20 protein-coding genes and 1 tRNA gene are annotated in these 25,773 nt (G+C 38.4%); 11 read left to right on the top strand and 10 right to left on the bottom strand.

Annotated features, from left to right (window positions below; all coding sequences use genetic code 11):
- A partial coding sequence (locus tag AAKU52_RS13420; RefSeq protein ID WP_354334326.1) for a transposase occupies positions 1-484 on the top strand: 484 nt, incomplete at its 5' end.
- A 145-nt stretch (positions 485-629) separates the two neighbouring features.
- Here the strand turns inward: AAKU52_RS13420 and AAKU52_RS13415 are convergent.
- The 4 genes from AAKU52_RS13415 to AAKU52_RS13400 form a co-directional block, all read right to left on the bottom strand.
- Positions 630-705, bottom strand: a tRNA-Lys gene (locus tag AAKU52_RS13415).
- Between the two features lie 178 nt (positions 706-883).
- Positions 884-2,080 (bottom strand): multidrug effflux MFS transporter, encoded by a 1,197-nt coding sequence (locus tag AAKU52_RS13410; protein ID WP_354334324.1) that lies wholly within the window; start codon positions 2,078-2,080, stop codon positions 884-886.
- A gap of 175 nt (positions 2,081-2,255) precedes the next feature.
- Positions 2,256-3,137: a universal stress protein gene (locus tag AAKU52_RS13405; RefSeq protein WP_354334322.1), complete on the bottom strand. Its 882-nt coding sequence runs from the start codon at positions 3,135-3,137 to the stop codon at positions 2,256-2,258.
- A 27-nt stretch (positions 3,138-3,164) separates the two neighbouring features.
- Positions 3,165-4,736, bottom strand: coding sequence for a BCCT family transporter (locus AAKU52_RS13400; protein ID WP_354334321.1), 1,572 nt, complete (start codon positions 4,734-4,736; stop codon positions 3,165-3,167).
- 563 nt (positions 4,737-5,299) lie between these two features.
- Here AAKU52_RS13400 and AAKU52_RS13395 point away from each other — a divergent pair.
- Positions 5,300-5,659 carry a nuclear transport factor 2 family protein gene (locus AAKU52_RS13395; protein ID WP_354334318.1) on the top strand — a complete coding sequence of 120 codons (360 nt, stop codon included), beginning with the start codon at positions 5,300-5,302 and terminating at the stop codon, positions 5,657-5,659.
- Between the two features lie 413 nt (positions 5,660-6,072).
- Here the strand turns inward: AAKU52_RS13395 and AAKU52_RS13390 are convergent, their stop codons facing one another.
- The 4 genes from AAKU52_RS13390 to AAKU52_RS13375 all read right to left on the bottom strand — a co-directional run bounded on the left by AAKU52_RS13390 (position 6,073) and on the right by AAKU52_RS13375 (position 12,349).
- Entirely contained in the window at positions 6,073-7,719 is a 1,647-nt protein-coding gene (locus tag AAKU52_RS13390; RefSeq protein ID WP_354334316.1) for a RagB/SusD family nutrient uptake outer membrane protein, read from the bottom strand.
- Between the two features lie 11 nt (positions 7,720-7,730).
- On the bottom strand, positions 7,731-10,760 hold the full coding sequence (locus tag AAKU52_RS13385) for a SusC/RagA family TonB-linked outer membrane protein (protein ID WP_354334314.1): 3,030 nt from the start codon (positions 10,758-10,760) through the stop codon (positions 7,731-7,733).
- Between the two features lie 351 nt (positions 10,761-11,111).
- The gene (locus AAKU52_RS13380) at positions 11,112-11,201 is read right to left on the bottom strand and encodes a hypothetical protein (RefSeq protein WP_354334312.1); all 90 of its coding nucleotides are present in this window, start codon (positions 11,199-11,201) and stop codon (positions 11,112-11,114) included.
- A gap of 533 nt (positions 11,202-11,734) precedes the next feature.
- Complete coding sequence (locus AAKU52_RS13375) at positions 11,735-12,349, bottom strand: MarR family winged helix-turn-helix transcriptional regulator (RefSeq protein ID WP_354334310.1); 615 nt, start codon at positions 12,347-12,349, stop codon at positions 11,735-11,737.
- A gap of 194 nt (positions 12,350-12,543) precedes the next feature.
- Between AAKU52_RS13375 and AAKU52_RS13370 the strand changes: the two genes are divergently transcribed.
- On the top strand, positions 12,544-13,491 hold the full coding sequence (locus tag AAKU52_RS13370; RefSeq protein WP_354334308.1) for a fasciclin domain-containing protein: 948 nt from the start codon (positions 12,544-12,546) through the stop codon (positions 13,489-13,491).
- 213 nt (positions 13,492-13,704) lie between these two features.
- On the opposite strand, the gene AAKU52_RS13365 is transcribed toward AAKU52_RS13370, so the two are convergent.
- Together AAKU52_RS13365 and AAKU52_RS13360 are read right to left on the bottom strand one after the other, a co-directional pair.
- Positions 13,705-14,271 (bottom strand): DUF1543 domain-containing protein, encoded by a 567-nt coding sequence (locus AAKU52_RS13365; RefSeq protein WP_354334306.1) that lies wholly within the window; start codon positions 14,269-14,271, stop codon positions 13,705-13,707.
- A 435-nt stretch (positions 14,272-14,706) separates the two neighbouring features.
- Entirely contained in the window at positions 14,707-15,777 is a 1,071-nt protein-coding gene (locus AAKU52_RS13360; protein WP_354334304.1) for a class I fructose-bisphosphate aldolase, read from the bottom strand.
- A 217-nt stretch (positions 15,778-15,994) separates the two neighbouring features.
- On the opposite strand from AAKU52_RS13360, the gene AAKU52_RS13355 reads away from it, so the two are divergent.
- The 8 genes from AAKU52_RS13355 to gnd all read left to right on the top strand — a co-directional run bounded on the left by AAKU52_RS13355 (position 15,995) and on the right by gnd (position 25,598).
- Positions 15,995-16,393, top strand: coding sequence for an HYC_CC_PP family protein (locus AAKU52_RS13355; RefSeq protein WP_354334302.1), 399 nt, complete (start codon positions 15,995-15,997; stop codon positions 16,391-16,393).
- Between the two features lie 123 nt (positions 16,394-16,516).
- Positions 16,517-17,815, top strand: a complete 1,299-nt coding sequence (locus AAKU52_RS13350; RefSeq protein ID WP_354334300.1) for an efflux RND transporter permease subunit — start codon at positions 16,517-16,519, stop codon at positions 17,813-17,815.
- On the top strand, positions 17,812-19,749 hold the full coding sequence (locus AAKU52_RS13345) for an efflux RND transporter permease subunit (protein WP_354334297.1): 1,938 nt from the start codon (positions 17,812-17,814) through the stop codon (positions 19,747-19,749). The genes AAKU52_RS13350 and AAKU52_RS13345 overlap by 4 nt, the downstream gene beginning before the upstream one ends.
- 4 nt (positions 19,750-19,753) lie before the next feature.
- Positions 19,754-20,983 (top strand): TolC family protein, encoded by a 1,230-nt coding sequence (locus AAKU52_RS13340; RefSeq protein WP_354334295.1) that lies wholly within the window; start codon positions 19,754-19,756, stop codon positions 20,981-20,983.
- The gene (locus AAKU52_RS13335) at positions 20,961-22,169 is read left to right on the top strand and encodes an efflux RND transporter periplasmic adaptor subunit (protein WP_354334293.1); all 1,209 of its coding nucleotides are present in this window, start codon (positions 20,961-20,963) and stop codon (positions 22,167-22,169) included. Before AAKU52_RS13340 ends, AAKU52_RS13335 begins: the two co-directional genes overlap by 23 nt.
- Positions 22,170-22,182: 13 nt before the next feature.
- Positions 22,183-23,391: an efflux RND transporter periplasmic adaptor subunit gene (locus AAKU52_RS13330; protein ID WP_354334290.1), complete on the top strand. Its 1,209-nt coding sequence runs from the start codon at positions 22,183-22,185 to the stop codon at positions 23,389-23,391.
- A 31-nt stretch (positions 23,392-23,422) separates the two neighbouring features.
- A complete protein-coding gene (locus tag AAKU52_RS13325) occupies positions 23,423-23,980 on the top strand; it encodes a DUF3347 domain-containing protein (protein ID WP_354334288.1) in 558 nt (185 codons plus the stop codon).
- A gap of 163 nt (positions 23,981-24,143) precedes the next feature.
- On the top strand, positions 24,144-25,598 hold the full coding sequence (gene gnd, locus AAKU52_RS13320) for a decarboxylating NADP(+)-dependent phosphogluconate dehydrogenase (RefSeq protein WP_354334286.1): 1,455 nt from the start codon (positions 24,144-24,146) through the stop codon (positions 25,596-25,598).
- The last annotated feature ends 175 nt before the right edge of the window (positions 25,599-25,773 follow it).

Raw genomic sequence — 25,773 nt, 5'->3', positions numbered from 1 at the left:
AGCTATAGAGCGCTCTAAAAGTGCAGGGAGCAAATTTCAGCCAGAAGTACTTGCCAATGGTGACTCCGTAAAGCAATTACTGGCCAGGGGCAGGTATGTGTTGTATAAAAAAGCTTCTAACTGGACACAGAGCCAGAAAGATCGTGCTAAACTGCTATTTGAAAGATATCCGGATCTCAAAACCGCACACGGGTTGAGTATGGGCCTTAGCCAGATCTTTGAAAACACGAAGGATAAGGTGTTTGCCCTTGCTAATCTGGCCAGGTGGCATGAAAAAGTAAGACAAACGGGATTCAAAGCCTTCAATACAATTGCTAGATCTATACAAAATCATTACACAACAATCCTGAACTACTTTGATAACAGATCTACCAATGCTTCCGCTGAATCTTTTAATGCTAAAATAAAGGCTTTTAGAACCCAATTCACAGGCGTGAAGAACATAGAATTCTTTCTTTACAGGCTCACTCAGTTATATGCTTAAATTCAGAAAAAACTCCATCAGCCCACAACATTTGGCATTGATCCATTTAATTTGCGATCTGGTGCATGTTTTGACATTTCCCGTAAAAGAAAAAACCCTGCAATCATTTGATTTGCAGGGTTTTAGTTCTCTTTGAAATTGCTTCTGGTGATCCCGCTGGGATTCGAACCCAGGACCACTACATTAAAAGTGTAATGCTCTACCAGCTGAGCTACGGAATCATCTTTCTTTTTGATGAGGTTGCAAAGATAGAATTAATCATCAAATTTTTTAATAAAAAACATCAAAAATAGGGAAAAGATAATATAAACCACTTAACCAACTGACTACTAAGCTTAAAAATTAGCAATATAATTAGTTAAACAACCATTAATTCCAATACACATTAACCATAAGCAATTAAATTGTTCTCGCTAATACAATTTTCCTACCATTCAGGAGGATTAGCAAGGCCAGAAACACAGCAACCGACATAATCAGCGGCATCGGCAATACCGAATCTTCAGGAAAAAAGCTGACTGCAACTGAAGCTAAAGCACCTAAACCCATTTGAAGCGCTCCCATTAATGCAGATGCACTACCCGCATTTTTAGTGAAAGGTGCCAGGGAAAGCGCCGCAGCATTTGGATTGATAAGTCCTAAACAGGCTAAGAATAAAGCGATAAAGGCAATGGTGCTGTACAAATTAAGGAGGTTGTTGAGTGCCGCAATCAAGAATAAAAAACTAAAAAAACCTTGAGCCATTAAAGCCCAGTTAATGACCTTTTTACTGCTGTGCCAGCGCAAAATGAGGCTGTTTACCTGGCTCGCACCAATAAATGAAACCGATAAAAGTGCAAATATCCATCCATAGCCAGTTTTACTGACACCATACAAGGTCATAAAAATCATGGGGGAGGCAGAAACATAAGTAAATAAACCAGCAAAGGACAAAGAGGTAATCAGTGCATAAGTATAAAACTGAGGCTCAACAAGTACACTTAAAAACTTCTTAGCCATAGGGGCAGGTTTTAAGGAATAATGAGGATCAGGCTTAAAACTTTCCGGCAAGAAAAAGTAAGCAGCAGCCAGTAAAAGCACTCCCATTAGTGCTAAAAACACAAATACATACTGCCAGCCAAAGCCAGCAATTAAATATCCTCCAGCTGTAGGGGCCAGCATAGGGGATACGGCAATCACAAGCAATAGGGATGCGAAAACCTTCGGACTTTCCTTTACGGCAAATAAATCGCGCACCATGGCCACCGAAGCCACCGCAGTGGCACAACTGCCAATGGCTTGCACAAACCTTAATACAATTAACTGGTTGATGTCTTTAACAGCCAAACAGCCCAAGGAGGCCAGAATATAAATGATTAACCCTATATACAATGGCTTTTTTCGTCCGAATTTATCCAGTAATGGCCCATAAAGTAATTGCCCTAAAGAGATCCCGATAAAGAACCCCGATAGAGACAGCGATACTTTAGGCACAGTTGTATGGAGGTCTTTGGCAATAGCATCAAAGCCAGGCAAGTACATGTCTATAGAGAAAGGACCTAAGGCAGCTAAAGAACCTAAAATTAAGATCAGATAAAAGTTTTTCGATTTTGCCATGGAAACTGTTTTTTAGAAGGCGCAAAGATTGATGATTTATTCTCTAAATCCTAACCTAAAAAATAGTTATTGTACAGGTATTAACATATTCTTACTTAAAAAAACGCTATTAATTCAAAACAGTGTATTAAAAAAACATAGGCCCCGTAAAAGACCTTTTATGCGCTAGTTGTCATTAATTCAAAACAGTATGCTTAACCAAAAGTAAACAAGCATCGGTTTCCATCTGTATAAATTCATTGGCAACACTACCCATAAACAGGGTAGTTAATGAAGTTACCCCTTGCACACCTAAAATTACAAAATCAACCTTTTGCTGCCTTACATATTGTTTCAATGTAGAGGCTATATTTTTATCCTCTGCGGCTTTAACATTCAACGGAGCAGCATCAGGATAAAGTTTAAGCCACTTTAATGCACTTTTTTTTGTGTCTAGCATCGTGTTCTCCCGAATTTCAGCAAGTGATAGTCCGGGGAAAAATGTCCAGCTCACTTTAGAAACATAAAGCGGTTGAAACACCAATGTAGAAGAGCTGCTCAACTTTTCAATATGATTGCCCCATTTGACTACTATAGGCGTATATTTAGAAAAATCGACTGCCTCAACAAATAACTTAGGATTTGGATTAAAAGTTTCAGGAACCAGCAATGTTGCCATAGGAAGTACCCTTATCAATTTATGACTTAATCCTCCGTTTCCTTCCAGGTGCTGCTTATTGCCAAGTACAATAAGGTCTGTATCAAACTGCTTTGATGCTTTAATGAACGCTAATTCGGTATAATCAGCCAGCGTTACCTCAGTACTATAACTACAGGGGAAATCAATGTTTTTGGGAATTGATGTTGTTAATTTATGCTTGATGGTATTGGCTATAACCTTTAATTTTTCTGGGCTCCTAAGTGATTCCGGTAATTCGCTTTGCTTTATATTGTGTATAAAAGTAATTTGGCCCAGCGGAAGTAATTGATGCAATACCTTTATATAGCTAATAAGGGAATCGTCCATTTCTGAAAGGTCCAAACCAATAAGTACGTTTAATTTGTTTTTTAAAATCATAGCAATTGCTGTATAATTTGGGTTATATTAATTCTGCTCCTCCAAAAGGTCAGCGATGGTATCCCTGTAACTTTTCTCTTGCTTATTGCGCAATTTCTTTTTATTCTTATTTAACTCTTCCTGCAGCCCTTTTGTTAGGCTGTAGCACATTATTAAAATGATAAATGCAAAAGGAATACCGGCAATAATCACAGCCGTTTGTAAAGCTTCCAATCCTCCTCCCCACAATAAAACAATGGCAACTATTGCTTGCAAAAAAGCCCAAAAAACCCTTTGTAATGGTGGTGTGTAAGGGGCATTTCCAGAGGTGATGTTATCAATCACCAAAGATCCTGAGTCAGAAGAGGTAATAAAGAAAAAGGCAACGAGCAGAATGGCAATTACAGACAGTATAGATGTAAAGGGTATTTTCTGTAGAAAAACAAATAAAGCAGTAGAAATATCTGAATTTACCGCCGTAACCAAGCTGTTATCTCCCTGTAAAATAAAGTGTAGCGCTGTACCACCAAAAATAGTCATCCACAGTAAAGTAATAACGGCTGGTATAATGAGCACCCCCAAAATAAATTCCTTTATAGTTCTGCCTTTTGAAATCCGGGCAATGAAACTACCTACAAAGGGCGACCATGCGATCCACCATGCCCAATAGAAAATTGTCCAGGAATTTTGCCATCCCGATTCCCTATAACTATCGTTCCATGTGCTAATCTCGATAAAATTAGCCAGATAAGAACCCGTGTTCTGAATAAAACTTTTTAACAGAAAAATGGATGGACCGAAAGCAAACACTAGCAGCATCAATACCAGGGCCATAATCATATTACCCTGACTCAATAACTTTACACCTTTATCTAATCCTGATACAACGGAAATAGTTGCAATTGAAGTAACCACTATGATAATCAATGATTGAATGGTAGTAGAAATATCCCAGCCGAATAGGAAGTGAAGTCCGGCATTCATTTGCTGTACTCCTAAACCTAAAGAAGTGGATAAACCAAATAGGGTTGCTATTACGGATAAAATATCAATTGAATGGCCCCACCAGCCATGAATTCTTTCGCCTAAAAAAGGATAAAAAAGTGACCTGAAAGTGAGTGGAAGCTTTTTATTATAGGAAAAAAAAGCGAGTGCCAAACCTACAACAGCATAAATTGCCCAGGCATGCAAACCCCAGTGCAGGGCTGTAAAATTCATCGCCTGAATGGCTGACTGCGCATCTGATGCTGTGGCACGGGGAGGGCTAGAAAAGTGAGAAACAGGCTCTGCAATGCTAAAAAACATAATCCCTATGCCCATACCGGCACTAAAAAGCATCGCAAACCAAGAGATATTACTAAACTCTGGTTCTGCATCATCGCCTCCCAACCTGATCTTTCCGTACTTTCCAAAAGCCAGGTAAAAACAAAAGAATAATATGAAATTTACTGTCAAGATTAAAAACCAACCTAAATTTTCGGTGATTAATAATTTAGTTTGATCAAACCACTCATCGACGGATTTTTGATATACCAGGCATAGCGTTAAACTAATAAATATAAATAGGATGGAAGTGAAAAAGACAGGTTTATTGATGGTAAACTTTAATTTACTAGTCAAAATTCAGTGAGATTTAATTAAATGATTAAACTTATTTAGAAGAATAGGTTAACAACTATTTAGTTTCTTCTTCTTAAAATATAGGTCTTCAATTATTATGCCACTAGCATGAATCCAGAGTGAGTCAAGGGTGAGTCAACCTTTTCTCGAAGAAACCCTTGACTCACTGTTGACTCACTGTGGACTCACTGTTGACTCACTACCTGTTTTGAACGATTGATTGAAGGTATTCAGGATGCTGAAAAAATTAGCAATTGATTCATGCCATAATTATGATTGCAGGTTTGCCAATAGAAAGGAACATATAATTTCCCTACTATTGATTGTACATTCTTTTCACAGATAAAGTGAATGGGTTTCGCTATTTATAACTTTTCAACAAAACAACTATCCAAATTTATTCGCTATTTATAGTCTGAATAACAATAGGCAACTGCATATCAATAAATTAATATATTTGCATATATAGAAAACGAAATACATTTATAGTTAGCTTGGCGAAGCATTGTTTCGTTAATCCAGATGTTGTAAGACATTTTAATAAAAACAAACTTCATAGAAAAATGAAACATTCAAAAAAAGAAATAGCGGAACTTTTCTCTAACGGAAAATTCGAAAATATAATGGACTATTTAAGTGACGGAATAGTTTGGAATGTTATTGGTGAAAACATTTTCGAAGGAAAGAATGCTGTTAAAAAAAATTGCGAACAGACTGCAGAGTATTTTAAAACGGTAGAAACATATTTTAAAATAAATGACATTCTAATTTCGGAAAATAAAGTGATAGTGATCGGAACAGCGGAATTTAAACGAGGGGGAAAAAGAATAGATTTTATTTCTGCATGTGATGTTTATGAATTTAATGAGAAAAATGAAATTCAAAAAATATCTTCATATTGTATTCCAGAAAAAAACACATAATAAAATAATGGAACTGGAATTGAAAAAGGAATTTGATAACCAATAAACAACCACTTGAAAAGTGTGGATGAAGAAAATCAGGAAGTTAAAAAGAGAATGATTCACCTACATTTGCAGTGTACACTAGTGCACCGGAGCACGAGTAAAAACATGTTGAAAACATCATCAAAGCTTGCGTGATAGTCCAGTTGTTTACCAGGCGCATTACATTTAACAATAAAACGAAATACACTTCATGATTAGGATGCCCGTATATCCGTAAAGCCCGGCAAACTGAATTATCAGTGCAGCATGGCGGTAGATACAGCTGATTGCAGCCGTCTAAAAAACATTGTTGTCCGGGAAAAAAGAAGCCATTAAAATTGGCTTCTTTTTTCCCGGACAACAATGATCAAGTATAAATAATTTCTCAATCAATAGCCTGGGTTTTGTTTAAATTCAGAGGAGGTCCGGTCTATCTGCTCTTGAGGGATCGGGCGGAGTACGTGGAAAGGCTTTATGCCAGCAGCACCAGCAGGGTTGTACTTTTTTACCCGCTCCACTAACTTGCCCGTACGAACCAAATCTAACCAGCGCATATTTTCTCCTAAAAGCTCTCGTGAGCGTTCATCCAATATAAAATCAATATCTAATTGAGCTGGAGTTACCTGCATGGCCAGTCTGTTTGCAGTGGTCTCTACATTTGAAGCGCCTATTTTTGCAGCTCTGCTTCTTACAATATTGACAAAAATAGCGGCTTCTTCACTATTTCCACTCATCATTAAGGCTTCAGCAGCTACAAGGTAAGTTTCCGCAAGCCTGTAAACAAGTACATCTCTGGAACCTGCACCATCACCCAGGTTAGGGCGCTGAGGATCAAGAAACTTGGTCAGTGTTGGATACCGTCGTTCATCTTGCTTACTTGGGGGGTAAACATTATAATTTATTTTTGCAAGTTCCCCAGCGGTTAATTCTCTATCGGGTACATAAACCGCAGTGTCTCCTAGTTTAAGGTTAACCTGCCGTCCATTAATGGCATAGGTACCCGGATTGTTACAAAAGAAAACCCGCTTAAAGGTTTTTTCATAACGGCCATCAAACTGGCGGTTAAATAGTGTTTGCAGGGTAAAATCAGTGGGTTTAAAACGTTTGAAAGGTTTACCGTTCGTAACGTCACGTTTCATCCCGGGCAGCACATCATATTCCATTAAAAAGTATAAATGCAAGGTATTGCCTGTTCCGATGGTTAGTAAATCTTTATTGTTTTGAACGGACCAGATGACTTCGGAATTCTTTTCGCCAGCTCCCTGTTCAAAAACTTTTTCAAAATCATCTGTCAATTTAAAGCCATAGTTATTGATCACATTTTTTGAAAGTTCTGCTGCTTTGGCATAATCTCCAGATTGCTTTGCCTCAGAACTTGCCCGTGTTAGATAAACTTTTGCAAGTAGATTTTCTGCGGCGGGCTTTGTAGCTCTGCCATAATCACTTGCCTTTATAGGAAGGGCTAGAATCGCCACATTCAGATCTGAAATAATGGCATCGTAAATGTCTTTTAGAGGTGCACGTGTTGCAGTTGTTACCACAGATTCGGTTTCGGTGAGTGATAAATGTACTGGACCAAAGAGTTGTACCAGTAGAAAATAATATTGTGCCCTTAAAAACTTCACTTCTGCAACACGTGTGCTTTTTTCAGCATCTGCCAGGCTCGTTAAATTTGGTGCCCTTGTAATAACCGTATTACAGGCATTTATGGCCAGGTATAAATTATTCCAAATGGTCCTAAAAGTATTTTGACGCGGGTTTAAATCACTTGTATATTGGTTTAGACTTTTGTTGCCGCCGTCTGACCCATTGGTAAATTCATCTGTACCGAAAACGGTTATTGCAGAGCCAAATTCATCACCGCCATAAAATGTTTTAAGAAAACTATAGGTCGCTTTTACGCCATCTTGAAATCCTGCTGGTGTATTGATATAATTATCGGTAATCTGTGACTTTACATCTTCATTCAACAATTTCTTGCAGGAGCTAACAAGGATTGCAAAAACCATAATGCTATGTACTATTCCTTTTTTCATGATTAGGTTAATTAAAATTTAACATTTAAGCCCACAAGAAATGTTCTGAAAGCAGGTGTATTAATCACTGGATTGTTATTTCCATCTAATTCAATTTCCGGATCAACCCCATTGTATTTATTGGTATATGCTGAAAATACAAAAGGGTTTTGTGCACTAATGTAAATTCTTAAGGATTGAGTTTTAATTTTTTCCGCCAATTTTGGTGAGAAATTATAACCCAAATTAATGTTCCTGATTTTAACAAATGATCCATCAAAGTATTGTAAGGTAGAACCAAATAACGGACTTTCCTGATTTACATTCGGCTGAGGATAAGCATTGGTAGGGTTTGTTTTGGTCCAGTAATCTAAATTAAAAGAATTGTATCTACCAAACAGGGAGGTAAGAGATCCTTGATGTACCGGACTTCGCAACAAGCTTCCCCAACGGGCAAATGCAAGTATAGAAAGATCAAAACCTTTGTATCCAAACCGATGGGTCATTCCTCCAACTAATTTAGGGACATCAGAACCTAGAATTTTTCTGTCGCCAGGGTCAATCACTCCATTGCCGTTCACATCTTCCACTTTAATTTGACCAACGCGTGAGCCAAATTGCTTGGCCAGTTCTTCTTGACCAGTTTGCCAGATACCAGTTTTTACAAAGTCATAGTAGACTAGGGCTGGTTGACCAATGAAGCGAGCATTTCCGATATCATCTACTTTTCCTTGGGAGAGTTCTAAAATTTCTTCTTTATTTGTGAAGAAGTTTAAATCTGTACTCCATTCGAAGCCGCCAGGGGTTTTAGGGACAATGTTAAGGGTGGATAATGAAAACTCAATTCCTCTATTGCGTTTTGAGCCCACATTAGAAAGGATAGAAGCAAAACCACTGGTGATTGGCAGTAAACGTGGCAATAACAGGTCTGTAGTTTTAGATTGATAAACCTCCAGCGTACCTGAAATGCGGTTGTTTAAAAGCCCAAAATCAACCCCTGCGTTAAAGGAAGCGGTAGTTTCCCATTTTAGATTTTGGTTTCTAATGGTATTGGGACGGTATCCATAAGCGGGTGCACCATCAAAATCATAGACCGTTCTGCCAAGTAAGCCATTGGTTTGATAGGGACTAATGCCTTCATTTCCTGTTTGGCCATAGCTTAGTCTGAGTTTAAGCTTGGATATGGTTTTGCTGTCTTTCAGGAAATTTTCATTGTTAACATTCCATCCTAATGCGACAGAAGGAAAATATCCCCATTGTTGACCTGGCGCAAATTTGGAAGATCCATCCGCACGTCCGGTTAGGGTAACCAGAAGGCGATCATCAAAGGTGTAATTTAACCTTGCCATGTAAGATAGGATGGACCATTTCTCAAATCCTGAACCAACGCCACTAATAGTGGTCGCTGCACCCAGATTGTAATTTTCCAGCGATTCTACCGGTAACCCAATAACATTGATATTTGACCTTTCCAACTGTCGGGTTTGAACGCCATAGAGACCTGTGAAATTAAAGCTATGCTTATTTGCTATTAATTTCTGGTAAGTCAATATGTTTTCCCAGGTATAGGCAAGCACAAAATCTTCGCTATCACTTGCCGAAGGATCTCCATTCCGGCGAGAATTAGTCAGTCGGCCATTAAAGTTTCCTTTTCTGTTTTGAATCAGGTCAGGGCCAAAGTTCATTTTTAATTTAAGACCATCTAAAATTTCTGCCTCTCCGTAGATGTTACTCAATAGGCGGAAACGTTTCCCTTGATTAATCACTGCGCCAGGAACAAGTTCAGATAGTGGATTGCTGCGAAGCCCATCACTGGTCGGAAGAAAGATAAGATTTCCCTGGTCATCATAGGGGACGCCTAATGGATTTTCGATTACAGTACCACCATAGGGGTTGGTGTCCTCTCCATTTCGGAGACTATAAGAACCCAGGGAGGACATGCCGACTTTAAAACGTCCAATCGTTTGGTCAATGTTAAAACGGCTTGTGTATCTTTTGAAATCCTGGCCGGGAATAATTCCCTTATCATTGAAATAGCCTAAGGAGATGTTAAATCTTGTTTGCTCAGAGCCACCCATCACACTCAACTCATGGTTTTGGTTGTAGCCATTTTTCACCATTAATCTTTGGTAATCTGTGGATCGGCCTTCGGCTATTGACTTAAGTTCAACTGTTTCAAAAAGCTTTGAGTCTGCCAAAGGATCGGTGTCATCGTACTGTGGTTTGCCCGTTGCGGTAACGATAGCCGCTCTTCTGGATTCCCGCTTGTATTCTGCAAACTGTGCACCATTCATAATATCTGCGTATTTCATGATGGTTGACACACCAAAATAATTATCATAACTTACGCTTGTTCTACCCGACTTGCCTCTTTTTGTAGTGACAATAATTACTCCATTAGCACCTCTTGAACCATATATTGCTGTTGCAGAAGCATCTTTCAAAACATCTATAGACTCGATGTCATTGGGGTTGATGTCATTTAACCCACCGGAAATCGGAATTCCGTCGATCACATACAAAGGGTCATTTCCAGCATTAAAAGACCTTCTGCCTCGTATTTGAACTTTAGATCCTGATCCAGGTTTATTTCCTGAACTTAATACATATACTCCTGCTGATCTTCCCTGAAGCATTTGAGGAGCACTGGTGACAGGGACTTCTCTTAAGGCTTTTGAGGAGATGGAGGAGATGGAGCCTGTAACGTCTTCTTTTTTCTGACTTCCATAACCCACTACGACTATTTCATCCAGTTCATTGTTTGCACTTTTTAGCTGGATATTCAGCTGGACTTCTGTATTTACGGTAATCTCTTTTTTCTGAAAGCTAATGTAGCTGAAAACCAGTACATCACCAGTAGTGGCATTTAGCGTGAATTTTCCATTGGCGTCTGTTAACGTCCCATTTGCTGCACCTTTTATGCGTACAGATACCCCTGGTAAAACCAGGTTATCTTCTGCAGAGGTAACAGTTCCGGTAATTTTTTTGGATGTTTGTGCGCTGGATGTGAGCCAGAAAAATGCAGCAAATAGTAATATAAGAAAGGGGATGATTCTTAACATGGTTTAGATTTGGTTAGGTAGATCGGTATTGCTAGCATTGGCAATGTGAGTAAATTAATCCCACATGTGGTTGATTGTCTTCTATTTATTTACGGAAACGTTTACGTAAATAAATAGATATTGAGACATGAAGTGGATATTTTAAGTTTAGTTCCATCAGCGCTCGGCTTGATAGTACAGTCTAACCTTAATATGTCATCCCAATGATTTTCCAAATGTTCTAAATCAATCTTGAAATCTGGAACAATCTTTAGACCTCGGTTCTTGTAGGTGCACACGTCATCAATGAAATATAATTGCTGAAGGTTAAATCGGGCAAACTTGGACGAAATTCAATTCCTAAAAGACCAGTTACCGCAAAACAAGTTCACTAAATCCATGTGTATCGGTGGAATGTGCATTAGGCCCAATTACTTCGTTGTTGGTCAATTCATCTAACACATAATGTGATTCTGTTCAGTAGCACTAAATACAGTTAAATAAAATAACTAGCCTGATTCATATAAGAAAGAATATAAAGTTACACCTCTTCCATTTCCAAAATATTTGAAAGAAGGGGAGGCAACTAAAGAACCCAGAGAAGTGCTATAGTCTCCAGCGAACTTGTTCGAATACCTTTAGACATAAACGAAAGCTTCCGGATACCAATATTGCATCCATAACCAATTATGGCTGCAAAAAACAACTTGATAGGTTGGTATCTCAATATGGTGTTCTTGAAGGAAGCTGACCATTCCTCCAAAAATTAAGTGTGCCTGGTTTGTAAATGGGTTAAACGTTTTCGGTATAATCCTTTCTACCTTGCATGCCTTTAATTTAAACATTTCTGCATATTTATAAAAGCAAAATGAATGTTTATGCCAGTTGTGCAACAGCCACGAGGGAATAATGATAATGTAAGCTATTAGCAGAATATAACGGCAAAATACCGTTAAAGAAAATAGGCAATTTATCAATAAAGTTCACACCTGTTACTATAATAATTCTTTAGACTCAATCTCGTGGTGGGTTTCAAGTTTTGATAATAGGGTTACTAGTGTCAATTTTTCCGGGTGAGTTAGATTTCCGGTAACTTTCAAACTAGCCATTCTAATATTTTCCATACTTTGGTTTAAAGCTTGAGTTCCCGCAGCAGTAATACTAATAATCCTGTTCCGTTTATCTTTTTCAAAAGGTTGTTGTTCCACAAAACCCAACTTAATTAACCTGTTAATAATTTGCATACCTGCAGACTTTTCGTGCACATTGTGGCGAATTAAGGCTGTTTTGGTCATACTGCCCAGAGAAATTAAATTGATTAAATAAATAAACTCATCTGGAGTAGCAAAAGGAGCTCCTACAATAGCCGTTTTTGCATGTAACTTAGCATATCTATATAAATGAACCAGAGAAGTGTTAATGACACTATCCGTAGATCGCCCTTTTGATTTACCGTCCCATTCTGGTTCAGTTAAAGTCAATTGTTCTGAATGCTGGTTTCGCTCCTGAAGCCACTGACCAAATAAAACTACGCTTTGATCTTCATGCTCATAGTTTTCTTCATATTCCTTAACCAAAGTAATTAGTTCACGTAATAAATTATAAAACATTTCTTTAAAATTTTAAGCTAAGATAAAGCTTATATAGTATTATAATGCACCAATTATCAACTTTATTTTAAATAATAAATAGTTAAAGAACACTTCAAACACGTCAAAATCTACTGATATTAAACACTAAAGCGACAAATATCATCTAATTGGCATATATTTTGATCAGATTAGTATAAAATAATACTAATGATATGAAAAATTTAAATTTATTTAAAACAGCCCTTTTGGTAATCGCAATTACTACAGTCGGAACATTGGTTTCCTGGAAAAAACACAAAAACCCGCCAATACAAAGCAAAAACATTGTAGAAATTATTAGTAGTACTCCTAATTTCTCCTTATTAAAAACAGCAGTTGTACATGCGAACCTTACAAAGGTACTATCTGGAAAAGGCAAATTCACTGTTTTTGCACCAGATAATGACGCATTTATTCAAGCAGGCTTCGACACAGATGCAAAAATAAAAGCAGTACCCGCAGAAACCATGGTTAAAATCTTAATGTACCATGTTGTGGGACAAGAAATTAAATCAACAGCTATTGCGACAGCGGCTAATACACCTGTAAAATCTGCAGCAGACCTAAATGTTTTTGTCACAAAAAACGCATCTGGTGTATATGTAAATGGTGCGAAAGTAACTCAGGCTGATATGATGGCCAGCAACGGTATTATACATACCATCAATAATGTTTTAATGCCGCCTGCAGGAAATATTGTCGAAGCAGCACAAGGAAACACTAATTTCACCTACTTAGTAGAAGCCATTTTAAGAGCTAGTGAGGGTACTACCAATGTTGCACAGGTATTATCAGGGGCGGGTCCATTTACAGTATTTGCACCAACAAACCAAGCTTTTATTACTGCAGGGTTCCCAACTATTGCAGCTATTAATGCTGCTGATCCTGCAACACTTACTAATATCCTTACTTACCACGTAGTTGCGGGCCGCATCTTCTCAAGTGATCTGGTTGAAGGAAGTAAACCTGCTACTGTAAACAGTGCTACCTTAACAATTACTTTAACTGACGGAGCAAAAGTGAAAGGCAATACGAATACAACACCTTCCAATATCACTTCTGCGAACATGGTTACAACTAATGGTGTTATTCATGTGATAGACCAGGTATTATTACCTTAATCTTCAGGACTTAAATTTATAGCAAAATGGCACTTGAACCCCCTGTGAAAATCATTTTTTCAGGGGTTTAATGTTAAAAAAAGATTTATTTTACAAATGAAAGTCAATAATATTGTCACTGTAAATGCTGGTATTCAACTTATTTATGATAATAGAACCAAAATCCCTATTTGGTGCTGGTGTACCCTATAAATTTTAAAACCAACAAGTGAATTATATTTTATCTAATTTAAAATACCCTAAATGAATCTGATCTTCTGGCATGTCGCCAGCTGACTTAAATATTTGAATATGGTATTTTTCTTTTTGCCCCGGACTTAGGATATCTTCAATTTTGTAAATATCATCGACATCAATCCCATACTTGTCATCAATATGCGAATGAGTGTCCTTTATATTTATTGAATTAAAAAATACGGTTTCCTTAGCTTTTTTAACTGCCTGGGCTTGGTCTTCCTGAACAGTTAAAATTGTATAATGCTGCTCTTCCAGCTTATTATATTGATACCCGCCCAAGTTAATGAAAAATATTTTTTTTAGAGATGGGATATCATTGGCCTCTTTCAGCACCACGTTAATTCGATAACCATCTATTACATTTACTTCGCGCCAGCCATCAATATGTATACTTGATCCCGCTTCAGGCCAGAATTCTTTTATAAGGGGAACGAGTTCTTTTAAAGTATTAGCGATCCCGAAGAAAAAATCATGCTGTTCAACATTTCTATTAGGCGCTTTAGACCCCAATAATAACATGAAAAGTTTAGGTTGTTTATTCATTAATTAAATGGTTTAACTTTATTTAGTAGCGAACAGAATTCGGGGCGCCACACCAGTTGGCCAAAAACAGTAAGCTATTCAAGCGTTCAGCTAAATTAATATTCAAAACCAATAAAAGGTAACAATTTTTTAAATGTATATAGAAAATGCTCTCAGGTAATCATTTATGTAAAAAGAATATCTCCTGTCTCTACTGCTCATGATAACTTATTTTAGCACCGCTATCGCACAATCCAAAAAAGAAGAAGAAAAAGTTAACACCGCAGTAGAGCTATTGCGAAAAGGTATAATTGAGGCTGATCAAGCTTCTTTGGAAAAAATTACGACTAATAAATTATCATATGGTCACTCTGGGGGGAAAATTGAAGATCAAAATCAATTTATAAGCAGCTTAATAAGTGGAATTTCCGTAGGGAGTTCCGTATTTCGGCAACCTTAGGCTATGTCAATTTGTTTTTCCAAATACACATCCTGTATGGCATTTAGGAGTGCGACTCCTTCTTTTAAGGGCCGTTGAAAAGCTTTTCTGCCTGCAATAACACCCATACCACCCGCACGTTTATTGATTATTGCGGTTCGAACCGCAGCCTTAAGGTCTTCAGTACCTTTGGAAGCACCACCCGAATTAATTAAACCAGCTCTGCCCATGTAGCAGTTAAGCAATTGGTACCGACATAAGTCAATTGGATGCTGTGTACACAATTTGGTATACATTTCCTCATTGTATTTCCCAAAGATTTTTCCATTTCTGTTTAATGCTTTATATCCTCCATTATTATTAGGAAGTTTTTGTTTGATAATATCGGCCTGAATGGTCACCCCAAGATAGTTAGCCTGACCCGTTAGATCTGCCGAAGTATGGTAATCTACTTTATCTTGGATAAATTTTTCGTTTCTAAGGTAACACCATAAAATAGTAACCATACCCAAATCATGAGCTTGTTCGAAAGCCCTTGAAACATTGATAAGTTGTTGATTTGATTCTTCCGATCCAAAGTAAATAGTAGCACCAATACCAACGGCCCCTGTATTCCAAGCATTTTTTACTGAAGTAAATAATATCTGGTTGTATTTATCGGGGTAGGTTAATAACTCATTATGATTTATTTTAGCAATAAAAGGGATTTTATGCGCGTATTTTCTGCCTATAGCAGAAAGCCCTCCAATGGTAGTTGCAACAGCATTACAACCACCTTCTATTGCCAGTCGAATGATGTTTTCAGGATCAAAATAAATTGTGTTCGCACTAAAAGATGCACCTGCACTATGTTCTACACCTTGATCAACTGGTAAAATGGAAAGGTAACCAGTGCCGCCAAGCCTACCCGATTGATAGAGTAATTCAAGATTTCGTAATGTTTGAATATTTCTGGAGGAGTCGAGACAAACACGGTCAATGTAGTCTGGTCCTGGCAGGTGAAGCGTATCCTTTAAAATGGCCTGGCAATGATAATTAAAAAGGTTTTCATCTTCTCCGATCAATTCAACAATTTTAGCGTAAGTCATATGATTTCAATTGATAACTATTTGTTAGTGGATAAGGGATAGTACTTATCAAATTTGAAACAAATAACTCAGCTTTAAAATGATGGCTGTCATTGAAGGTGGTGATAGAAAACATAAAATAATTTTCGGATCATAGAAATACTTTCACAAAGAAATATAAAAAATAAACGGAATTATATAAACTATAATGCTAAGTAATAATTAATTTTGTCAACAAATGAAAAGAACACTATTGACTATCCTTGCCATTTTTCACCTTGGAATATCCCAGGGGGCAACGGTGTATTTTCATTATTGTATGGGGGAGTTGGTTCAATTGGATCTGAATACCCCAAAGCAAAATTCTTGTGATTATTGCGGTATGAGCAAAAAGGAGAGAAAAAAAGACTCCTGCTGTAAAGACGAAGTGAAGCAAGCTAAGGTAGACAATTCTAAAAAAACAGGTCTAGCTCAGTTTCAATTTCAACAAACTTCATTTGCCGTTTTAAAAAATGACGTTTTGGAGCCAAGAGATATCGCTGTTTCAGAAGAATCAGGGAATGTAATCTGGAGCAATGCACCACCAAAAGGAATGCAAATTCCCGTCTTTATCCTTCACTGTACTTACAGAATTTAATTTACCTTCTTTAATTACCTACACGTTCGTGTAAAGGCTATGGCATTGCTATGGCCTAAATTCTCTATAAATTTTCTTCATATAATTCCCGACGGCTACTATAGCATAGGTTCGAAAAAAAACATGGTACACAAAATTATAGAATGGTCGCTTAAAAACAGATGGATCGTCCTCATGCTGGCTACAAGCCTGTTTGTATGGGGTATCATCTCTGTTAAAAATAATCCAATTGATGCGATTCCTGACCTCTCAGAAAATCAGGTCATCGTTTTTACAGAATGGATGGGCAGGTCTCCCCAATTAATAGAAGACCAGATTACCTATCCTCTGGTTACAAATTTACAGGGTATCCCGAAAATTAAATACGTTAGGGGCTCTTCTATGTTCGGTATGAGTTTTATCTATGTGATCTTTGAAGATGATGTAGATGTTTACTGGGCAAGAGAAAGAGTACTGGAACGCTTGAGTACGGTTGCCCGCTCGCTACCTGCCGACGTTTCTCCACAACTTGGACCTGATGGAACAGGAGTAGGCCATGTTTTATGGTATACACTGGACGCACCAAGCATTGATCTGGGCGAGCAGCGTGCCATTCAGGACTGGTATGTGAAATTTGCTTTGCAGAACGTACCCGGAGTGAGTGAAATTGCCTCCTTTGGGGGATTTCAGAAGGAATACCAGATTGCGGTAGATCCCAATAAATTACTTTATTACAAATTGTCTGTTCCTGAAATCATTACGGCGGTGCGTGCCAACAACAATGAATCTGGAGGGCGAAAATTCGAAATGAGTGATATTGGTTATATCATTAAGACATCTGGTTACCTGAAATCCCTGGAGGAAATTGGAAATATTCCTATTAAAAATCAAAAAGGAACGCCTATCAAAGTCTCTGATGTTGCTTCGGTACAAATGACTGGCGAAACCAGGCTTGGAATTTTTGATCAGGACGGGGAGGGCGAGCGCGTTGGTGGAATTGTGGTGATGCGTTATGGCGAAAATGCCGCTGAAGTGATCGAAAGGGTAAAAACTAAAATGAAAGAAGTATCAAAAGGTCTACCTGAAGGTGTAAAGTTTGATATTGTATACGACAGAGGTGAACTCATACAGGAATCTGTTGATTCTATCACCACCACCTTAATAGAAGAGATGATTGTTGTTTCCCTGGTGGTAATCGTCTTTTTATTTCACTGGCGCAGCGCACTGAGTATCATCATCCAGATCCCGATCACCATTGCAGCCAGCTTTATTTTATTAAATGCATTCGACATCTCCTCAAACATCATGTCACTTACCGGAATAGCACTGGCTATAGGGGTAATAGTGGATAATGGAATTGTAATGAGTGAGAATGCTTACAAGCACTTGTCCGAAAAATATGAATTGTGGCAAAATGAACAACAAAAAACAAATGAGTTATGAGAACCTGGTTTAAAAAATTATTCAAAAAAAGTCCGGACTGGATCTCTGAAGAGGAGCGACTGAAGGTGATAGAAAAATCCAGCAAGCAGGTTTCTCGAGGCGTGTTTTTTGCAACGGTGATAATTATTACTTCTTTTCTTCCTGTATTTATGCTGACTGGACAAGAAGGAAAAATGTTCCATCCGCTTGCCTATACCAAAACCTTCATCATGATTGTGGATGCTTTGCTTGTGCTCACGCTGGCCCCGGTATTAATTTCCTTCTTTATGAAAGGAAAGTTTAAGCCTGATCATGAAAACCCGGTTAATAGATTCTTGGAGAAATATTATGAACCTGTGATCAGAACGATACTGAATTGGCGAAAAACAACAATAGCGATTAATATTATTGCGTTGCTGATCACCGTTCCCTTGTTAAAAAATATGGGTACTGAATTTATGCCCGCACTGGATGAACAAAGTATCCTTTTTATGCCGGTAACCTTGCCTGATGTGTCCAATAATGAAGCAAAACGCATTTTACAAATACAGGATAAGATCATTAAATCTATGCCTGAGGTTGATAAGGTTTTAGGTAAAGCAGGCCGCGCAAGTACAGCGACGGATAACTCGCAGATTAGCATGATTGAAACAATTATTATGCTCAAACCTAAGTCGCAATGGCGTGAAGGCATGACTAAAAAAGGTATTATTGACGAACTGGATAAAAAACTACAGATCCCTGGTGTGGTGAATGGTTGGACACAGCCAATCATTAATAGGATTAACATGTTAGCGACCGGAATCCGGACCGATGTAGGCGTAAAAATATACGGCCAGAACCTGGATACTATCGCATCGGTTTCTGAAAGGGTAAAAAAAGCCCTCGAAGGCACTATTGGCGTAAGTGATCTTTATGTGGATCCCATCACTGGCGGCAAATATTTGTCTGTAGATGTAAAACGAGAGGAACTGGCACGTTATGGTTTAACCGTTGATAATATTAACCAAACTGTAGAATCGGCTCTTGGTGGTGCCTCTGTTGGTAATACTATTGAAGGTAGACAACGTTTTTCAATCAGTGTGCGGCTTGGACAGGAATTTAGAAACAGCGTAGAAAGCATTAAACGTATTCCTTTACAATCGGCTAGTATGGGCGAAATCCCCTTATCGGCCGTGGCTGATATAAAATTTGAGGACGGCCCACCGATGATCAATTCTGAAAATGCATTGTTGAGAGGTGCGGTGATGTTTAATGTGCGCGACAGGGATTTGGGGAGTACGGTAAAAGAAGCTATAGAAAAAATCAATCAGACAGAAGGCATTTTGCCGGAAGGTTATTTTCTGGAGTGGAGCGGGCAATATGAGAATATGATCCGCGGTCAGCAAACCTTAATATGGATTGCCCCAATTGTGCTGGTCATCATTTTCTTCTCCCTTTATTTTGCTTTTAACTCCATCAGAGAGGCTTTTTTAAGCCTGATTACGATACCTTTTGCACTGATAGGAGGTGCCTATATTATTTACTTCTGGGGTGTCAGTTTATCTGTTGGCGTTGCCGTGGGTTTTATTGCCCTGTTTGGTATTGCTGTAGAAACGGGAATCGTAATGGTCATTTACTTAAATGATGCCATGAGCCAACTGATTAAACTCAAAGGAAATTCAATAGATACGATAACTAAAGAAGATCTTCGGGAATATGTAGTTAGAGGTGCTGCAAAGCGTCTTCGACCTAAACTAATGACTGTATGTGTATCGCTGTTTGGGTTAATCCCAGTTTTATGGGCAACTGGCGTGGGTACAGATGTAATGCTGCCGATTGTGCTGCCAATGATTGGAGGCGTTTTGACCTCATCGACTCACATTTTGCTGGTTACGCCATTAATATTTTTAATGAGCAAGGAATATGAATTAAAAAAATATGGAAAATTGGAGGTAAGTGATGCACAGCATTAAAAAAATGGTGCTATTGTTAGCGGCTTTACCGTTACAGCTCTTAGCACAAGAAAATACCGTGTCTTTGGATACTGTTTTAAATCGAATAGAGAACAATAACCTGTTGCTGCAGACCTATGCTTTAAAAGCAGAAAGCTTTAAACACAAGGCCAAAGCAGCTACTGCCTGGATGGCACCTATGGTAGGTGTGGGAACTTTTATGACCCCATATCCAGGACAGCAAGTGATGGAAAATGGTGAAAAAGGTTCGCTGATGCTGCAACTAGAGCAGGAAATTCCAAACCCCGGAAAGCTCAACGCACAGAAACGTTATGTAGAATCCAAGGCGGACGTTGAACTAGCAGGACGTGCTATTGCTTTGAATGAATTCAAATCACAAGCAAAAACCCTGTATTACACTTGGATTGTTGCTAACCAGCGAATTAAAGTGCTAAAAGAAAACGACAAGATTATGCAAATGATGAAAAAGATAGCGCAAATCAGGTATCCTTATAACCAGTCACAACTATCAGGGATTTTCAGGGCAAATGCAAAAATCGAAGAAAACCAGAATATGATCAGGATGCAGCAGGGAGATATTGCAAAGGCTAGAGCCTGGTTAAATAGCCTGATGAATTTGCAAGGCAATCAGGATTTGGAGATTGATTTAGCTTATATACCGCAATATTTAGCGGAAGCTAAAATTGACACCCTGCTGATTGCCACACAGCGCAAAGACATCTTTCAGATGGAGCAAAATATCCGTTCCATGAAATTAGGTATAGTTGCCATGAAAGCACAGGCAAAACCCGATTTTAAAATCAGGATCGATCATATGTCGCCTTTAAACAAGATGATGCCTAAAGCCTATAGTGTGATGGGAATGATCAGTATCCCCATAGCACCATGGTCTTCGAAAATGTATAAATCAGAAGCTATAGCTATGAATTATGAAATTCAGGCAATGGAAAAAGAACGTGCTGGGATGTTGCAGGAGAGTCAGGGAATGTTAACTGGGATGCATTATGAAATACTATCAATGCAAAAAAGGATAACCGCCATGGAGGAGACGATCATTCCTGCACTGAAGAGAACAATGGATGCAGACTTTGTGAATTATCAGGAAAATAAATTACAACTGCCGGCAGTCATTGATTCCTGGGAAGCATTTAATATGATGCAAATCAATGTGCTGGATGAAAAAAACAAATTGTATAAAATGATTGTCGATTATGAAAAAGAATTATATCGTTAAACTGTTGTTGTTTTTAACGATTGGGGTAGCTGTGACTGCCTGTGAAAATAAAAAAAAGGAAACCCGTTCAAGTAAAATAATGGACACTAAAAGGGATACCAGCTTGAATTATTTGTTGAAACCTGTTAATGAGCAGGTTATTGCAAGTATCCCTTTAATTCGTGCCCAAAAAAGTTCAATAATTTTCATTAGTGAGGTACAAGGTCGTGTGGCTTATGATACACGTAACCAGGTAAACCTAGCTAGCCGTGTTTCCGGGCGCATCGAAAAGCTGTACATAAAATACAATTATCAGCCGGTAAAAAAGGGACAGCTGATTATGGAAATTTACTCGCCTGATCTTGCAGCAGCCCAGCGGGAACTATTATTGATTCAAGGTTCTGGAAATCAGGATGGAATGCTTGAATCTGCAAAGCAAAGGTTAATGCTTCTGGGTATGAGTTCAGCGCAAATCAATAAAGTGTTGCGCACAGGCCAGATTTCCTATAGAATTCCAGTCTATAGTAATGCTAATGGCTTTATTTTGGAGAAACAGGCTGCTGCAAGTGCTGTTCAAGCTCCCGTCCCAATGCCTTCCGCAACTGCTAGCACAGGAATGAATGATATGGCTGCAGGTGATGCCGGCAGTCTGCCGATTAACCAAACAGCAGCAAGCACAGTAAATTCGGCGGTTTTACTTCGCGAAGGACAGTACCTCAGTGCTGGGCAAAGTATTTTCACCATTTACCGTGCTGGTGACTTGGTGGCTGAATTTTCTATAACTCCTGAAATTGCTTCGAAATTGACTAAGCAAACAAAAGTACTCCTTCAAAGAACCGCAAATAAGCAGGAAACATTAACTGGTAAAATCGGATTGATTCAACCAGTTTTTAATGCCGGTGAAAATTTTGTGTTGGCAAGGGTTTACCTCCATAAAAGTGGATTTCAACCAGGGGAATTGGTCACTGGTCAGATTCCTTTTTTATCAGAAAAGGGCTTTTGGTTACCAAAAGAGTCGGTTGTGTCTATAGGTAACCAGTCTGTAGTCTTTAAAAAAGAAGGAAAAGTTTTTATCCCTAAAATTGTAAAAACAGGGATTATCGAAAATAACCAGATCCAGGTTTTGGACGAGATTACGGAATGGGATGTTGCTAAAACTGCCTATTACTTAATTGACAGTGAAAGTTTTATAAAAACAGCTAAATAGGGGATGTAATATCATGAAAAGAAAAGAATTTATAAAAAATTTAGCGATTGGGATATTAACACCTACTTTGTTTTTAGCAGCGTGTAGTGATGATAAAAAGAATAGCAATGTAAAACCGCAAACCTTTACTTGTCCAATGCACCCACAGGTGGTGAAGAATAGGATGGGTACCTGCCCAATTTGTGGGATGGATCTGGTGTCATTTGAAAAAAACTCCGCTGATGCCGCTCTTCATTTGAATGAAAGTCAAATGGCATTGGCCAATGTTACAACAATAACCGTAGGATTAAAAGGCTTCAATAGCTATAAGCAGTTGAATGGAAGACTGGTCGTGAATCCTGAAGAAACGGCTTATATTTCAAGCAGGGTCTCTGGCAGGTTAGATCGCTTATATGTAAGGCAGACAGGGGAAAAGATCATAAAAGGACAACCCTTGTATCAAATTTATTCAGAGCAACTGGCCTCCTTACAACAGGAATACCTACTTTCATTGACACAGGTCTCACAATATCCCAATGATAAAACTTTTAAGCGGCTATTAAAATCATCGAGGCAAAAACTAAGCTTATACGGGCAAGCAGAAGCTCAGATCAAAGCGCTTGAAAACAGTAAAAAGGCAAGTCCAAACATTACCTTTATGGCATCTGAAAATGGCACTATTGCCGAATTATCGGTTACAGAGGGGCAATATGTAACTGAAGGAAGCCCGATAATGCGCCTGGAAAGCTATCAATCATTATGGGTTGAAGCAGATATTTACCCTGCTGAAGCAGGGAGTATTAAGGAAGGTCAGCAGGTAAAAGTTGTTATACCAGGATGGGAAGACCAGCCGCAGTTGGTAGCTGTAAGTTTTATGAATCCAGCCCTACAGGCCAATACCCAGCTGAGACAGTTAAGGGGTACTATGCCTAATCCGAACAACCAATGGCAACCTGGTTTACAGGCTAATGTTTTTGTGACAACTGAAAGTAAAGGAGATGTGATTAGCCTTCCTGTCGATGCGGTGATCCGTGATGGCAAGGGAGCACATGTGTGGATTGAAAGTAAAAAGGGAGAATTTAAGCCACAAATTGTAAAAACAGGAATAGAAAGTTTCGATAGCGTAGAAATCAAAGAAGGATTGAAAGCAGGAGATCAGGTAGTGGTATCTGGCGCTTACCTGCTTTATAGTGAGTATATCCTTAAAAAAGGGAAGCACCCCATGACCAGTGCTAAACTATAAAATATTAATTAACTATATAAATAATCAAATCATGAAAACAACACTAAAAACAATTTTAACATTAAGCTTTGTAACCTTATTAGCAGCATGTAGCGATAATCAACCCAAGGAAGAAAGTCATGAAGGCCATAATCATGGCACAGAAGCGCAAGCAGTTGCATCGGTTTCATCTACGGCAACAACGGTAAGTATAAAAGATGATAACCTGAATGCGGTATTTCAGCATTACCAAAAGTTAACCAATGCGCTAACTGAAGGAAATGTTGCAGAAGCAAAAGTTGCTGCTGTCGCTATTGAAACTGGAGCCAAAGAAATTCAAAGTGGTTCTACTTTAGCTTTTACAGCCGCAAAAATTACCAACGCGGTAGATCTTGAAACCCAAAGAACTACCTATGCCGATTTAAGCAAGGAGTTTATTGATCTTTTAAAAATTACAGGTTTAGGTAGCGGAGAATTATACGTAGCTCATTGTCCGATGGCCTTAAATGATAAAGGTGCGACTTGGGTAAGCAATTCCAAGGAGATCCGCAATCCTTATTTCGGGGAAAGTATGCTAACCTGCGGCACTGTAAATGAAACCATAAAATAACAGGTATTCAATGGCAAAACGATCTTTTTACTACAATATGTTGCTATAAATTAGCTAATGGGCTAAATGGAATCTAAAATGACATCTTTAATAGCTGATAAATTGCGATATATTCAAGTTAATTTATAATTTAACAGAAATATTAATCATTGAATAAATTAAAATGAAAGAGATATCTGACATAGGCGTCATTGGTATTGCAGTAATGGGTGAGAACCTCATTCTCAATATGGAAAGTAAAGGTTTCAATGTTTCGGCATATAACCGGACTGTTGATAAGGTAGAAAAGTTTGTAAATGGCCGTGCAAAGGGCAAAAACATCTTTGGAGCGATGACCATTGAAGAATTTATTGGTTCATTAAAAAGTCCACGTAAAGTGATGTTGATGGTTAAAGCCGGGCGTCCTGTTGACGATTTTATTGAAACACTTATTCCTTTATTGGCGCCGGGTGACATTATTATTGACGGTGGTAATTCACATTTTCCCGATACGGAAAGAAGGGTAAAATATGTAGAGAGTAAAGGTTTGCTGTATATTGGAACGGGTGTTTCGGGTGGAGAAGAAGGCGCTTTACTCGGTCCCTCTATTATGCCAGGTGGCAGTAAGGCAGCCTGGGAATCGGTAAAACCAATTTTTCAATCTATAGCGGCAAAAGTTGAAGATGGTTCACCTTGTTGTGACTGGATTGGCGATGGGGGTTCAGGCCATTTTGTAAAGATGGTACACAATGGCATTGAATACGGAGACATGCAACTGATCAATGAAACCTATCATGTGATGAAGGAGATGCTAGGGATGTCTGCTGATGAAATGCAGAAAGTATTTCACGAATGGAATAACGGAGAGCTGAATAGTTACCTCATCGAAATTACCAGTGATATCCTGGCTTTTAAAGACGAGAACGGAAATCCTTTAATTGATCAGATATTAGATACTGCCGGACAAAAAGGTACTGGCAAATGGACGGGTAAAGTAGCATTAGATTTGGGTGTTCCATTAACGTTAATTGCAGAATCGGTGTTCTCCAGGTGTCTTTCGGCATTAAAAGAGGAACGTGTAGCAGCCTCGAAAGTATTAAAGGGTCCAAATCCTTTATTTGATGGTGATAAAGCAGCATTTATAAATGATTTGCGTGATGCACTTTATGCGGCTAAAGTTATTTCATACGCTCAGGGTTACCAAATGATTCAGGCTGCTGAAGTAGAGTATGGATGGAAACTTGATTATGGAAGTATTGCAATGATGTGGCGCGAAGGGTGTATTATCAGATCTTCTTTCTTAGGAAAAATCAAAGAAGCCTTTGATAAAAATCCGAAGTTACAAAATCTGATTCTGGATGATTTCTTTAAGGAAAAAATTCATAATGCGCAAGCTGGATGGAGACGTGTAGTTGCTGCATCTGTACTAAGTGGGATACCTCTTCCTTGTATAAGTGCAGGTATCAACTATTATGATGGGTATAGGTGTGAACGTTTACCCGCTAATCTTTTACAGGCACAACGTGATTATTTCGGCGCACATACGTACGAAAGGTTAGATGAGCCTCGTGGTAAATTTTTTCATACCAACTGGACTGGTCGTGGAGGAGAGACTTCTTCTACTACCTACGGCGTATAAATTTTACAATTGTAACAACATAAAAAGGCGCACCTGTTGAAGTGCGCCTTTTGTAAAACTTATATTTTAACAATAGAATATTTTACCGGCAAATTCAACGCCTATTTCCATGTGCTTATAGGCCTAGCGTAGCATAAATAAAGCTATGACGATATTCCAGGCATAGGTTCGCAAG

Origin of the sequence: Pedobacter sp. CG_S7, from assembly GCF_040544395.1 — a bacterium.
Classification (GTDB): Bacteria; Bacteroidota; Bacteroidia; order Sphingobacteriales; family Sphingobacteriaceae; genus Pedobacter.
Note: the sequence above shows the minus strand (reverse complement) of the source record. Positions and strands in the feature narration are given on the sequence as shown.